Below are 13,492 nucleotides of genomic sequence, written 5' to 3' on the forward strand. Positions count from 1 at the left end.
GTCGCCGCGCACTTCGCACGCCGCCACACACATCGCATGCTGCCGCACACCTCGCACGCCGCCGCGCACCTCGCATGCTGCTACACACATTGCGTGCTGCCGCACACCTCGCACACCGCCGCGCACCTCGCTAGTCACTGCGAACCTCGCATATCGCCGGGTACCTCGCGCGCCTCCACACACCTCGCACCCCGCCGCATGGCGAGCACGCGCGCTTCGTCCGGTCGGCAGCCTCCGCGGTCCGGGGCGCGGGGGTCAGGTGACGTGGGGAGCGCCGGAAAACGATGAGGGTGGGCAACCGTTCTCCAAACAGGTATTGATGTGCGTTAATTGGGAGCGCTCCCAGCGTGCGCCGTCCCCGCACGCCCGTCAAGCACATCCCCGGAGGCATCCCGTGCAAAGACGTAAATGGGCCGTCCTCGCCCTCGCCACCACACTGCTCACCGGCGGGGCCGTCGCGCTCGCCACCAGCGCCAGCGCCGCCGCCGGCTGTTCGGTCAAGTACACCGTGGGCAGCCAGTGGCAGGGCGGCTTCGGTGCGAACGTCGACGTCACCAACCTCGGTGATCCGCTCACCTCGTGGTCGCTGGTGTTCACGTTCCCGGCCGGGCAGACCATCACCCAACTCTGGAGCGGTACGGTCACCCAGTCCGGGTCGACCGTCACCGTCCGCAATGCCGCCTGGAACGGGTCGGTTGGCACCAACGGCACCGCCTCGTTCGGGTTCAACGGGTCGTGGACCGGGTCGAACCCCGTACCGACATCATTTGCTCTCAATGGTGTGACCTGTACCGGCGGGACCACGCCGAGTAATCCGCCGTCGTCACCGCCGCCCGCCGGCACGCCTGTCAAGATCATGCCGCTGGGTGATTCGATCACCGGATCCCCCGGGTGCTGGCGCGCCCTGCTGTGGCAGCAGCTCCCGGCCGCCGAGGTCGACTTCGTGGGGACGCTGCCCGGGGACGGATGTGGATTCGCGTACGACAGTCAACACGAAGGACACGGCGGGTACCTGGCGACGAACGTGGCCAGCCAGAACCTGCTGCCCGGCTGGCTCAGTGCCAGTGATCCGGACGTCGTGCTGATGCATTTCGGCACCAACGACGCGTGGAGCAGCCTGTCCACGACCACGATCCTGAACGCCTACACCACGCTCGTCGGGCAGATGCGCGCCGCCAACCCCAACATGAAGATCATCGTTGCGCAGATCATCCCGCTCAACCCGTCAACATGTACGGAGTGCGGTCAACGTGTAATCACCCTGAACGCCGCGATCCCGGCCTGGGCGGCATCACTGTCCACGGCCGCGTCCCCGATCACGGTGGTCGACCAGTGGACTGGATTCAACACGTCAACAGATACATATGACGGCGTACACCCGAACGACGCCGGCAACGTGAAGATCGCCGCCAAGTGGCTGCCCGCGGTTCAGGCCGCCATCGCCTGACCCCCGATCACGCTTCGACCCGGCCGTCCACGGTTCGGCACGACCGTCCACGGTTCGGCACGACCGTCCACGGTTCGGCCCGACCGATCACGGTTCGGCCCGGCTGGCGACGCGTCGTGTCGCGGGGGTCAAGGCACCATGCGCTGGTCCGCGGTCTCCGGTGCGGCGGGGCTCATCAGCACCCGTCGCACCGGAACTATGTGGGCCTCGCGAGGATCCGGGCCGATGCCACGCTCGGACCTGATCTCACGAGGGCCAGTGTCTCGTTCCCGCCGCGCGGTCGCGACGCCGCCGGGTCGGGGCCAGGAACCCAGGACCGGGGGCCAGGTGCCAAGACCCGGAGACCAAGAACCAGGCGCCAGGGATCGGGACTATGGGCAACGAGGCTCCAAGGACAAGGACCAAGGCCGGGACCGGGGCCAGGACCGGAACCAGGGCCGGGACCAGCACCAGGGCTGGGGCCAGGGCTGGGGCCAGGACCGGGACCAAGGCCAGGACCAGGACCAGCGCCAGGACCAAGGCCGGGATCGGGACCAGGGCTGGGGCCAGGGACCGGGGTCTGTGGCACTGCGCATGTCTTGGCGGATTTGTGGCACCGCACCTGCGGTGCCGGATCGCGCTGGAGGGGCGTTAGCGGTCTACTGCCATCTCGCCCAGTTCGGACCAATTTGATTGGTCTATTGACTGGCTGATGATTTTGGGAGTGGCCGTCAGGTATTTCGGTAGGTCCTGCTGTGCCTGTTTGAAATGGTCCGAGTTCACGTGGGCGGCGCCGGCGTCGCCGTCTTGGAAGGCTTCTACCAGGACGTATTCGTTCGGGTCGTCGAGGCTTCGGGACCAGTCGAACCATAGGCAGCCCGGCTCGGAGCGGGTGGCCTCGGTGAACGGGGCGGCGAGAGTCGGCCACTGGGCGGCGTGCTCTGGCTTGACCTGGAATTTCGCGGTTATGAAGATCATTTTTCCTCCTGAATTCCGAATTCATCACACCACGGAACACCGGGTTAGGGAGAGCGCAGCGCGACGCGGGCTCGGAGGAAAACTCACCGCGGCCGAGGCGGGGCGCGAGGCACGAGGCGGACACGGCTGCCTGCTGCTGGTCCGGGGCGCGAGGCGGGGCGCGAGGCGGGGCGCGAGGCGCGTGAGGCGCGTGAGGAAAAGCGGCGAGGAGTGGCACGTCGGTGGCACGGTGTGGGGTGGTCTCGAGGCCCACGGTTCGGCCTAAGGTGGGGGGATGGCGGAGCCCAAGACGAGCCGCAACGAGGACAGTGTCGCCGTGTTTCTGGCCGGCGTCTCCGATGTGCGGCGGCGGGACGACGCGGAAGCGGCCGTTGCGATGATCTCCGAGGTCACCGGTGCGGAGCCGGTCATGTGGGGGACCTCCATCATCGGGTTCGGGGTCTATCACTACCGGTATGCGTCCGGCCGTGAAGGGGACTGGCCCGCCATCGGGCTGTCGCCCCGCAAGCAGGCGCTCACCCTGTACATCGCGCCCGGCTTCGACGGCTATCAGGAACTGCTCGCGCGGCTGGGCCCGCACACCGTCGGCAAGTCCTGTCTGCATCTCAAGCGACTCGCCGACGTCGATCGGACCGCGCTGAAAGAGCTGATCACCGCGGGCTTCCGGCATCTGGACGGACAGACGATCGTCTCGGGGGAGCAACCGGACTGATCGGGCGGCATAATCGGCGGGGTGAACATCTGGGAGTACGCGCGACTGGAATACCGCGCGGCGGGCACGCTCGGGTCCGACCGTTTCATGGACTGGACCGCCACTTTCCATCATCCGGGCGGGGTTCTGCGCTGGGGCACCGACGAGCGGTTCGACGACCTCCGGCATCTGAACCGGGCGGGCGCGGCCGGCTGGCAGGCGTACGACCGGGCCGTGATCCACGTGAAGGACGAACCGCACCGGCTGAGCAGCGTGACCTATTCGATGCGCCGGATCGTGCCTTCCGACCTGGTCGGCCCGGATGCCTAGGGAGACCGGGGTCAAGCTGATCGCCTCGAACAAGAAGGCGCGGCACGACTACGCGATCCTGAAGTCGTACGAGGCGGGCCTGGTGCTGGCCGGTACCGAGGTGAAGTCGCTGCGCCTGGGCCGGGCGTCGCTGGTCGACACGTTCGCCCAGGAGCACGAGGGCGAGATCGTCCTCTACAACCTGCACATCGCGGAGTACGGGTTTGGCAGCTGGACGAATCACGCCCCGCGCCGCAACCGGAAGCTGCTGCTGCACAAGGCCGAGATCGTGAAGATCCTGGGCCAGCTCAAGGAGGGCTCCGGGCTGACCCTGGTGCCGCTGTCGCTGTACTTCAAGGACGGCTGGGCGAAGATCGAACTCGGTCTCGCGCGCGGTCTCAAGTCGTACGACAAAAGGCAGGTCATGGCCGAGAGGGACGCCAGGAAGGAGATCGCCAGAGAGATGGGGAGACGCCTGAAAAAGGGCCGATAAGATCATCGAGTGGAATTCGGTCTGGATACTTTCGGCGACGTCAACGGCAAACCCTACGCACAGGTCATCCGGGACGTGGTCGAGCAAGGGGTGCTCGCCGACCAGGTCGGTCTCGACTTCTTCGGCGTCGGTGAGCACCACCGCGACGACTATGCGATCTCGTCCCCGGAGATCGTCCTGGCGGCGATCGCGGCGCGGACCGAGCGGATCAAGGTGGGCACCGCGGTCACGGTGCTGAGTTCCGACGATCCGGTACGGGTGTTCGAGCGGTTCGCGACCCTGGACGCCGTGGCGCGGGGCCGCGCGGAGATCATTCTCGGTCGTGGCTCGTTCACCGAGTCGTTCCCGCTGTTCGGTTTCGATCTGAGCGACTACGAGACGCTGTTCGCCGAGAAGCTGGATCTGATGGCGGAGCTGCTGTCCGAGGGCCCGGTGTCGTGGCAGGGGTCGATCCGCCCGCCGCTGAAGGACCAGCACGTCTATCCGAAGACCGAGTCGGGCTCGATCCGCACATGGATCGGGGTGGGTGGCAGCCCGGAGTCGGTGGTGCGGGCCGCGCAGTACGGCCTGCCCCTGGTCCTGGCGATCATCGGCGGCGCCCCGGCACGTTTCGAGCCGTACGTGGATCTTTACAAGCGCGCCCTGACCGAGCTGGAGCAGGAGCCGCAGCCGGTGGCCGTGCACTGCCCGGGGTTCGTGGCGGCCACCGATCAGGAGGCGATCGACATCCTGTGGCCGCACGCCCGCCGTAATCTGGACCGAATCGGCCGGGAGCGGGGCTGGCCACCGGCGACCCGGGACCGGTTCGAGGCGGATGTGGCCGAGGGCGCCTGGCACGTGGGTTCGCCGGAGACGGTGGCGCAGAAGGTCGCCGCCACGATCAGGGCGCTGGGCATCGACCGCTTCGACATGAAGTACGCGCACGGCCCGCTGCCGCACGAACATCTGATGACCTGTATCCGGCTTTACGGTGAGCAGGTGGTGCCGCGGGTACGGGAGCTTCTCAACGAAGACTGAGCAAAGGGAGCCGCTGTGAAGACCGATCTGTTCATCGCCGGTAAGTGGACCGAGGCATCGAGCAAAGAGCGTTTCGACGTGGTCGACCCGGCCACCGGGGACGTGATCGCCGAAGTCGCGAACGGTGGTGAGGCGGACGCGATCGCGGCGGTGGAGGCGGCGGCCGCGGCCGGTCCGGGCTGGGCGGCGACTCCGGCCCGGGTCCGCTCGGAGGTGCTGCGCAAGGCGTTCGAGCTGATGACGGAGCGGTCCGGCGAGCTGGCGAAGCTGATCAGCCTGGAGAACGGCAAGGCCCTGGTCGACGCGAAGGGCGAGGTGACGTACGCCGCCGAGTTCTTCCGCTGGTTCGCCGAGGAGGCGGTCCGGGCCGAGGGCACCATCGGCTCGGCCCCGTCGGGTGCGAACCGGATCCTGGTGGTGCGCCAGCCGGTCGGGGTGTGTGTGCTGGTCACGCCGTGGAACTTCCCGGCCGCGATGGCCACCCGCAAGATCGGCCCGGCGCTGGCGGCCGGCTGCACGGTTATCCTGAAACCGGCCAGCGACACCCCGCTGACGGCGCTGGCGATGGCCGCGATCCTGGCCGAGGCCGGTGTCCCGGACGGTGTGGTGAACGTGCTGCCGTCGCGCAGTTCCGGCAAGACGGTCGGGGCGATGCTGCGCGATCCGCGGGTGCGCAAGCTGTCCTTCACCGGTTCCACCGAGGTGGGCCGGCTGCTGCTGGCGCAGGCCGCGGAGAACGTGGTGAACACGTCGATGGAGCTGGGTGGCAACGCCCCGTTCGTGGTCTTCGCGGACGCCGACGTGGACGCGGCGGTGGACGGCGCGATGATCGCGAAGATGCGCAACGGCGGCGAGGCGTGCACGGCCGCGAACCGGTTCTTCGTGGAGGAGCCGGTGGCCGAGGAGTTCGCCCGCAAGCTGTCCCAGCGGATGGCGGCTCTGGTGGTGGGGCCGGGGACCGACGAGGGGACGCAGGTCGGGCCACTGGTCAACGAGGACACCGTGGCGAAGGTGGACTCCCTGGTCAAGGGGGCGCTGGACGGTGGCGCCGAGGCGGTCACCGGTGGGGCGCGACCGGACGGGCCGGGTTTCTACTACCCGCCGACGGTGCTGACCGGGGTGCCGGCGGACGCGCCGATCCTGCGCGAGGAGATCTTCGGGCCGGTGGCGCCGATCGTCACGTTCACCGGTGAGGCCGAGGCGGTGCGGCTGGCCAACGACACCGAGTACGGGCTGGTCGCCTATGTGTACACCCAGGACCTGGCCCGGGGGCTACGGATCGGTGAGGCGGTCGAGGCGGGCATGGTCGGGCTGAACCGGGGACTGGTCAGTGACCCGGCGGCGCCGTTCGGCGGGGTGAAGCAGAGCGGCATCGGACGTGAGGGTGGTCACGAGGGGCTGCTGGAGTACCTGGAGTCCAAATACATCGCCGTGAACTGGTAGTTGACCGTTTTTGACACCCATAGACGATCTTCTGCGACGAGACGACTACCAACTGTGGATATTGGCAGCAACACGGCGAAAGTGAATAATCTTGTGGCCCGGCCCCCCACCCGGTGCTGCCGCCGCGGTGCGCTGCCCGATACTTGGCGGACTTGATCAGCGCGCCACGCAGCTCGTGTACCACCCCGAAAGGACACTCATCGCCATGCGCAAGTCTTTGCTAGCCCTGGTCGCCGCCGGCCTCCTGACGTCGGTCACGCTCTCGGCTTGTGATGGCGGAACCGAAGGCGCGACCGGCAGCGATGAAGCCACCGTCAGCGGTGGCAGCGAGAAGGTGACCGGAAACGACGGCATCGCCGTGATCCTTCCGGACACTGAGACCGACCGCTGGGTCAACGACGACCCGAAGTACCTGCAGGCCGAGTTCGAGAAGGCCGGCGTTCCCGCGCAGATCTTCAACGCCGAAGGCGACGAGGACGAGTTCAAGCGGATCGCCAAGACGGCCCTGGACAAGGGCTTCAAGGTCCTCATCATCGCGAACCACACCGCGGCCAGCGCCAAGGCCGTCATCGACGACGCGCACTCCCGCAACATCCCGGTGATCGACTACGACCGGCTCACCCTGAACGGCGCCGCCGACTACTACGTGAGCTTCGACAACGAGGAGGTCGGCCGGCTGCAGGCCAAGGGCCTCCTCAGCTGTCTGCAGCAGAAGGGCGTCACCAACCCGGTGATCGCCGAGCTGAACGGCTCGCCGGCGGACAACAACGCCCACCTGTTCAAGACCGGCTACGACACCGTCCTCAACGCCGAGTTCGACAACGCGACCGCGTTCAAGGGCCCGGACCAGTTCGTGCCGGACTGGAAAGAGGACAACGCCCGCGAGATCTTCGCGCTGATGTACAAGCAGTTCCCGAACATCGACGGTGTCCTCTCCGCCAACGACGGTCTCGGCAACGCGGCCATCGAGGTGCTCAAGGAGAAGAAGCGCAACGGCAAGGTGCCGGTCACCGGCCAGGACGCCAGCCTCCAGGGCCTGCAGAACATCCTGACCGGCGACCAGTGCATGACGGTGTACAAGGACGCCCGCAAGCAGGCCGAGGCGGCCGCGAAACTGGCGGTCGGCCTCTACAAGAACGAGAAGCAGGCGGTTCCGGACAAGATCAAGGACCCGGAGTCCGGTCTGTACATCCCGTTCGTCAAGCTGGCCCCGCAGGCGATCAACATCAAGAACATGAAGACCGCGATCCTCGACAGCAAGTACGTCGACGTCGCGGAACTCTGCACCGCCGAGTACCGCAAGGCCTGCCGCTCCGCCAAGCTGATCAGCTGATCAGGCGGCACACTTCCGCGACGAGCCGTCAGGTCAACACGACCAGGCGGCTCGTCGCACGTGTCATGGCCACGTAGCGGTCGACGGCGCCCTCGATGCCGGTGCCGAACGACGCGGGGCGGATCAGGACCACGAGATCGAATTCCAGACCCTTCGCCAGTACGGGGGTCAGTACCCGTACACCCGCAGGGCAGTTGACCGGCTCGGTCGTGATGACACACGCGGTGCCCTCGGTGTGCGCGGCCAGGATCGTGTCCAGCTCGGTCAGTGAGCCGTGGTGGACCGGCGCCCCGCCGCTGCGGATCGAGGTGGGCACGTTGGCGTCCGGCAGGGCGGCCCGGATCACCGGCTCCGCCTCGGCCATCACCTCGGCCGGGGTGCGGTAGTTCACCGTCAGCGACGCCATCGTGATCCGGTCGATGCCGGCCCGTTCCAGGCGCTCCCGCCACGACTCGGTGAACCCGTGCCGGGCCTGCGCCCGGTCGCCGACCACGGTCAGGCTCCGGGACGGGCAGCGGGACAGCAGCATCCGCCACTCGGCGTCGGTCAGCTCCTGGGCCTCGTCCACCACGATGTGGTCGAACGCCTTCTCGGTGCTCTCCCCGGCCTCGTCGTCCCCGGCCAGGACCTCGCGCAGATCCTTCTGCCGGAGCATGCTCATCAGGCCCTCGCCGTCGTCGTACTCGGTCGAGGCGATCAGGTCGTCGACGACCCGGTCCATGTCGATGCTCCGGCGGCGCGCGTCGATCTCCCGCCGCCGCCGTTCCCGGGCCGCCGACGGGTCGCCGAGCCGCTGCCGGACCGCGTCGAGCAACGGCAGGTCGGCGTCGGTCCAGGCCCGCGGGTCGTCGCGCTGCAGCGTGCGGATCTCGTCCGCGGTCAGCCAGGGCGCGCACCGGCGCAGATACGCGGGGACCGACCAGAGATCGGCGACCAGGTCGGCGGCCTCCAGCAGTGGCCAGGCCCGGCCGAACGCCTGCCGGAGATCGCGGCTGCGGGCCAACTCGGCCTCGCTCACGTCCTGCCCGGACGCCAGGATCGCCAGCAGCTCCGCCCAGACCAGGTCGCGGGCGTCGTTGTGCGGGGTGCCCGGGTCGCACACCTCGAACGCCGCCGTCCAGTCCCCCGGGCTCACCCGGACGTCCGCGTCCTCGGTGCTGATCACCATCGCCCGAGACGGCGGCTCCTCGTAGAAGCGGACCGCCGTCTCCATGGCCGCCACCAGCTCCGCCGTCGACTTCAGCCGGGCCACCTCCGGGTCCGGCTCGGGCACCGCCGTGGCCCCCTCGGCGACCAGACCGCGCAGCGTGCAGGTCCACACGTCGTCCTCGCCCAGGTTCGGCAGCACGTCGGACACGTACGCCAGGTAGGGCTCGTGCGGCCCGACGAACAGCACCCGCTTGAGCCGCGGATCGGAGTAGCGCAGGTAGGCGGTGCGGTGCAGGGCCACCACGGTCTTGCCGGTGCCCGGGCCGCCGTCCACCACCAGCGCACCGGGCGACCCGGCCCGGACGATGGCGTCCTGGTCGGACTGGATGGTGCCGAGCACGTCGCGCATCCGCGGCGACCGGTTGCTGCCGAGGCTGGCGATGAAGGCGGACTGGTCGTCCAGCGCCGCGTTGCCCGCCAGCCCCTCGGCGGTGAACACCTCGTCCCAGTAGTCGGTCACCCGGCCGTCGGTCCACCGGTACCGGCGGCAGCTGACCAGGCCCATCGGGGTCGCGTGGGTGGCGCCGAAGAACGGCTCGGCGGCCGGGGAACGCCAGTCCACCAGGAGCCGGCCGCCGTCCGGATCGCTCAGCCCGAAGCGGCCGATCCAGACCGTCTCCCCGGTCGCGAACACCATCCGTCCCAGGCAGAGGTCGAGGCTGAACCGGCGCAGCGCCCGTAGCCGGCCGGTCGTCCGGCGGACCGCGTCGTCCCGGTCGACGGCCTGCCGTCCCTTGCCGGCGGGCGCCCGGCGCTCCGCGTCCAGCTGTCCGGACAGCTCGGCGACGGACCGGCTGAGGCTGTCCGCGATGCCGCGGAAGTGCTCCTCGTCGGAGGCGATCATGGCCGCCCCGGCCTTGGCGGCGAGCCGCTCGGGCAGGGCGAAAGCGCTGGTGGTGGAGAGATTCACGGAGCGATTCTGCGCCGGATACCGGGTCTTGCGGCAAGACCCCCTGTCTGCTATAGCTTAGAAGTGGCGGGAGAGGGTTCCCGTCCAAAAATTTTCCTGTCAAAAAGCTGCGGATCGCTCACGGCGCGTGTCGTTTCCCGTCCCGCTGGGCACACTTGACGCATGGCTTCCATCACTCAGCGTCTCCAGGCCCTCCTCAACAGTCCCCGTGGCCGTCAGCTCGCCGAGCAGGGCCGCCGTCAGCTCGCCAAGCCGGAGAACCAGCAGCGCCTCCGCGGCCTCCTGAGCAAGCTCCAGGGCCGCGGCACACGCCGCTGACCCTCAGCTCCAGGAGCTGAGCTCGCGGACCAGGTCGGGCAGAGTGGGCGGGTCGAGACGGCCGGGCAGCTCGGTCAGCCCGGCCGGGTCCACCCACTTCTGGGCGATCAGATCCTCCTGCTCGTACGGCAGCAGATGATCCCGGACCACCGCCGGCCGCGCGGTGGGGAAGAACGCCGCGAAGAACTGCTCCGGCCCGGTGGTCCGCTGCCCCTTCCAGACGAAGTCGCGGTGCACGTCGGTGAACCGCTCCCCCACCCGGGCCGGATCGAGCCCGGTCTCCTCGGCGAGCTCCCGGCGAGCCGCCTGCCACGGGGTCTCGCCCGGGTCGATCCCGCCGCCGGGCGGTTCCCAGAGCCGATCGTGTGAGACCGGATCCTCCCAGTTCAGCAGCAGGATCCATCCGTCGGAATCGAAACAGATCACGCGAACTGCCGGTCGGTGAACACCAGTCATGGGCGAAGCCTAAGCTGTCGTGAGTGGCCAAGTACTTCGACGTGCACCCGGACAACCCGCAGCCGCGCAGCATCAATCAGGTCGTCGACCTGATCCGGAACGACGGGCTGATCGCCTATCCGACCGACTCCTGTTTCGCGCTGGGCTGTCAGATGGGTAGCAAGGACGCTCTGGACCGGATCCGGTCGATCCGGCAACTGGACGACAAGCACCACTTCACCCTGTTGTGTCACGACTTCGCCCAGCTGGGGCAGTTCGTGACGATCAACAACGCGCTGTTCCGGGCGGTGAAGGCCTCGACGCCGGGGCCGTACACGTTCATCCTGCCCGCGACCAAGGAGGTCCCGCGCCGGCTGCTGCACCCCAAAAAGAAGACGGTGGGGGTACGCATCACCAGTCACTCCACCGCGCAGGCGATCCTGGCCGCACTGGGTGAGCCGCTGGTCTCCTCGACGCTGCTGCTGCCCGGCGAGGAGGAACCGATGACCCAGGGCTGGGAGATCAAGGAGGCCCTGGACCACGTGGTCGACGCGGTGATCGACTCCGGGGAGTGCGGCACCGAGCCGACCACCGTGGTCGACCTGTCCGAGGGTACCCCGGAGATCCTGCGGGTCGGCGCCGGCGACCCGGAGCGCTTCCTGCCGTCCGAGGGTTAGGTCCCGTGCCGCACCGGACCTAGACGTCTCGGCGGGCGACCAGCACCCCGCCGATCGTCACCGACACCGTTGCCCAGCCGGTCAGGACCAGCAGTCCGGCGGCCGGGCTCAGCGCCGTGGCCGGATCCGCCGGCATGCCCACCAGGCTGAGCGCCGCCTCGTGCGGCAGCACCCGGACCACTGTCGGCCACAGCCCGCCCAGGGTGGTGGAGACCAGGATCGGGACGGCGGCCAGGACCGCGATCGGGGTGACCACGGTGCGGGCGGCGAACGCGAACCCGTACCCGGTCAGCGCCAGCAGCAGGTAGGCGGCCAGGTACCGGCCGAGGTCGCCGAGGTCGCCCCGCAGCACCAGGTTCGGAATCAGCACCGGGACCGCCGCGAGCAGGCTGACGACCAGGATGGCCAGCAGTTTCGCGGCGAGGAACCGGGCCCGGCCGGGAACCGCGGCCAGGCTCAGGCGCAGTTGCCCGTTGCGGTACTCGGTGCCGGCGGCGAAGACCGCGATGGCCAGGTACGCGTACACCGGCGCCAGCATCAGCGCGCCGGCGCCCTCGATGCCGGTGGGACCGCCGTCGCCGGCGAGGCGGATCACGTCGGTGGCCGCGATCGCGCCGAGCGCGGTGTTGGCGGTCACCGCGACGGCCAGGGCGATCCAGAGCGCCGGCAGGGTACGGAGCTTGATGAGCTCGGCCGCCACCGGATCGGTCAGCCGGGCCGCCGTCACCGGGCATCCCGGCGGCTCAGCACGACCCCGGCGACCAGGGTGGACACCACGGCCCAGGCGACCAGCACCACCGCGGCCCGCACCGGGCCGGACGACAGGTCGGCGTCGGCGGCGTCCAGCACCAGGTTCCGGCCGGCGCTGACCGGCAGCAGGGCGTCCACCGACGGCACGGTCCGGGCCAGCACCTGCGTCATGGTCAGGGCCATCAGCAGCACCGACACCACGACGCCGATCAGGGTGCTGCGGGCCAGGGTGGTGATCGCGAAGCTGACCAGCGACACCAGGACGGCCAGCGCGAGGAGACGGGCCTGCTCGGCGAGGGTGCCCGCGGCGTACACCAGGCCGGGGTTCCAGTCCTGGACCGACGCGTACAGGTAGGCGCTGCTGATCGCCTCGACCAGGACCGCCACCACGCCGATGTACAGCACCAGTGCCACGGCCTTGGCGGTGACCAGTATCCCGCGGCGGGGCACCGACAGGACCGACTGGGCGAGCTGGCCCTGGAGGAACTCCTGCCCGGCGATCACCGCGGCGACGACCGGCAGGAACATCACCACGATCTGCAGGGAGGACGCGATCAGCAGGTCGACCAGGGCCTCCCCGGCGAGGACACGCTCACCGGCGAAGATCTCGATCAGTCCGTCGGCGCCGATGTTCCGTACCGCCGTGGTGGTGTCGCCCAGGTTCGCCGCGCCGATCAGCAGGTGCAGTCCGAGCACCACGCCGGTGACCAGCCGGACGATCCGCGACGATTTGATCTTGGAGAGTTCCGCACCGATCGCGGCGGTCAGCACGCTCACGACCACACCTGCTTCGACGCCGCGCCGGTGAGCGCGAAGAACGCGTCCTCCAGCGACGGGTGGCCCTCGGTGATGTCGGCCAGCGCGCCGTCCGCGACGATCCGGCCGTTCGCGATCACCACCACGTCGTCGGCGGTGTCCGCCATCTCGGTCATCAGGTGGCTGGAGAGCAGCACGGTCCGGCCCCGGCCGGCGTAACCGCGCAGGAACGACCGGATCCAGCGGATGCCGTCCGGGTCCAGGCCGTTCACCGGCTCGTCCAGGATCAGCACCTCCGGGTCGCCGAGCAGGGCGGTGGCGATCCCCAGGCGTTGCCGCATGCCCAGCGAATACCTCCCGGTCCGCTGCCTGGCCGCGTCGGTCAGGCCGACCGCCTCGAGGACCTCGCCGACCCGGGAGCGCGGGATCCGGTTGGACCGGGCGATCCAGGCCAGGTGGTCGGCGCCGCGGCGATCCGGGACCGGGCCGGCGCCGTCGAGCAGCGCGCCGACGGTCCGCAACGGGAACGTCAGGTCCCGGTACCGCTTACCGGCGATCAGCGCCTCGCCGGACGTCGCGTGGTCCAGGCCGAGCAGGACGCGCAGCGAGGTGGACTTGCCCGCGCCGTTGGGGCCGAGGAACCCGGTGACCCGGCCGGGCCGTACCGCGAAGGTCACCGCGTCGACGGCCGTCTTCGCGCCGTACCGCTTGGTCACACCCTTGAATTCGATCACCGGCTCAGGATGC

The 13,492-nt window shown here is 69.3% G+C and carries 15 protein-coding genes; 9 read left to right on the plus strand and 6 right to left on the minus strand.

All coding sequences use genetic code 11. The features are described from left to right. Positions 1 to 394 precede the first annotated feature (394 nt). Positions 395 to 1,447 carry a cellulose binding domain-containing protein gene (locus tag Aco03nite_RS54760; RefSeq protein WP_373872631.1) on the plus strand — a complete coding sequence of 351 codons (1,053 nt, stop codon included), beginning with the start codon at positions 395 to 397 and terminating at the stop codon, positions 1,445 to 1,447. Between the two features lie 630 nt (positions 1,448 to 2,077). Here the strand turns inward: Aco03nite_RS54760 and Aco03nite_RS23815 are convergent. After that, complete coding sequence (locus Aco03nite_RS23815; RefSeq protein ID WP_203797972.1) at positions 2,078 to 2,404, minus strand: putative quinol monooxygenase; 327 nt, start codon at positions 2,402 to 2,404, stop codon at positions 2,078 to 2,080. Between the two features lie 274 nt (positions 2,405 to 2,678). Between Aco03nite_RS23815 and Aco03nite_RS23820 the strand changes: the two genes are divergently transcribed. The 6 genes from Aco03nite_RS23820 (at position 2,679) to Aco03nite_RS23845 (ending at position 7,690) form a co-directional block, all read left to right on the plus strand. Further along, complete coding sequence (locus Aco03nite_RS23820; protein WP_203797973.1) at positions 2,679 to 3,116, plus strand: DUF1801 domain-containing protein; 438 nt, start codon at positions 2,679 to 2,681, stop codon at positions 3,114 to 3,116. A 21-nt stretch (positions 3,117 to 3,137) separates the two neighbouring features. Next, positions 3,138 to 3,425, plus strand: coding sequence for a hypothetical protein (locus Aco03nite_RS23825; protein WP_203797974.1), 288 nt, complete (start codon positions 3,138 to 3,140; stop codon positions 3,423 to 3,425). Continuing rightward, the gene (gene smpB / locus Aco03nite_RS23830; protein WP_203797975.1) at positions 3,418 to 3,897 is read left to right on the plus strand and encodes an SsrA-binding protein SmpB; all 480 of its coding nucleotides are present in this window, start codon (positions 3,418 to 3,420) and stop codon (positions 3,895 to 3,897) included. The genes Aco03nite_RS23825 and smpB overlap by 8 nt, the downstream gene beginning before the upstream one ends. A 9-nt stretch (positions 3,898 to 3,906) precedes the next feature. Next, a complete protein-coding gene (locus tag Aco03nite_RS23835) occupies positions 3,907 to 4,914 on the plus strand; it encodes an LLM class flavin-dependent oxidoreductase (protein WP_203797976.1) in 1,008 nt (335 codons plus the stop codon). A 15-nt stretch (positions 4,915 to 4,929) separates the two neighbouring features. Next, a complete protein-coding gene (locus Aco03nite_RS23840; RefSeq protein ID WP_203797978.1) occupies positions 4,930 to 6,357 on the plus strand; it encodes an NAD-dependent succinate-semialdehyde dehydrogenase in 1,428 nt (475 codons plus the stop codon). A gap of 205 nt (positions 6,358 to 6,562) precedes the next feature. Then, positions 6,563 to 7,690 (plus strand): sugar ABC transporter substrate-binding protein, encoded by a 1,128-nt coding sequence (locus Aco03nite_RS23845; protein ID WP_203797980.1) that lies wholly within the window; start codon positions 6,563 to 6,565, stop codon positions 7,688 to 7,690. Between the two features lie 28 nt (positions 7,691 to 7,718). Here Aco03nite_RS23845 and helR read toward each other — a convergent pair whose 3' ends face one another. Beyond that, on the minus strand, positions 7,719 to 9,809 hold the full coding sequence (helR, locus tag Aco03nite_RS23850) for an RNA polymerase recycling motor ATPase HelR (RefSeq protein ID WP_275415889.1): 2,091 nt from the start codon (positions 9,807 to 9,809) through the stop codon (positions 7,719 to 7,721). Between the two features lie 162 nt (positions 9,810 to 9,971). Between helR and Aco03nite_RS23855 the strand changes: the two genes are divergently transcribed. Then, positions 9,972 to 10,127: a hypothetical protein gene (locus tag Aco03nite_RS23855; protein ID WP_203797982.1), complete on the plus strand. Its 156-nt coding sequence runs from the start codon at positions 9,972 to 9,974 to the stop codon at positions 10,125 to 10,127. A 3-nt stretch (positions 10,128 to 10,130) separates the two neighbouring features. On the opposite strand, the gene Aco03nite_RS23860 is transcribed toward Aco03nite_RS23855, so the two are convergent. Then, on the minus strand, positions 10,131 to 10,583 hold the full coding sequence (locus Aco03nite_RS23860; protein ID WP_203797984.1) for an NUDIX domain-containing protein: 453 nt from the start codon (positions 10,581 to 10,583) through the stop codon (positions 10,131 to 10,133). 23 nt (positions 10,584 to 10,606) lie between these two features. On the opposite strand from Aco03nite_RS23860, the gene Aco03nite_RS23865 reads away from it, so the two are divergent. Beyond that, complete coding sequence (locus Aco03nite_RS23865) at positions 10,607 to 11,239, plus strand: L-threonylcarbamoyladenylate synthase (RefSeq protein WP_203797985.1); 633 nt, start codon at positions 10,607 to 10,609, stop codon at positions 11,237 to 11,239. Positions 11,240 to 11,258: 19 nt separating this feature from the next. Here the strand turns inward: Aco03nite_RS23865 and Aco03nite_RS23870 are convergent, their stop codons facing one another. Genes Aco03nite_RS23870 through Aco03nite_RS23880 form a run of 3 tightly spaced genes read right to left on the minus strand, consistent with a single transcriptional unit; the run spans position 11,259 to position 13,479 of the window. Beyond that, complete coding sequence (locus tag Aco03nite_RS23870; RefSeq protein ID WP_203797987.1) at positions 11,259 to 11,966, minus strand: hypothetical protein; 708 nt, start codon at positions 11,964 to 11,966, stop codon at positions 11,259 to 11,261. Continuing rightward, entirely contained in the window at positions 11,963 to 12,766 is an 804-nt protein-coding gene (locus Aco03nite_RS23875) for a hypothetical protein (protein WP_203797989.1), read from the minus strand. Before Aco03nite_RS23875 ends, Aco03nite_RS23870 begins: the two co-directional genes overlap by 4 nt. Further along, positions 12,763 to 13,479 carry an ABC transporter ATP-binding protein gene (locus Aco03nite_RS23880; protein WP_203797991.1) on the minus strand — a complete coding sequence of 239 codons (717 nt, stop codon included), beginning with the start codon at positions 13,477 to 13,479 and terminating at the stop codon, positions 12,763 to 12,765. Before Aco03nite_RS23880 ends, Aco03nite_RS23875 begins: the two co-directional genes overlap by 4 nt. Positions 13,480 to 13,492: the final 13 nt, after the last annotated feature.

This window comes from Actinoplanes couchii (assembly GCF_016862075.1).
Taxonomy (GTDB): Bacteria; Actinomycetota; Actinomycetes; order Mycobacteriales; family Micromonosporaceae; genus Actinoplanes; species Actinoplanes couchii.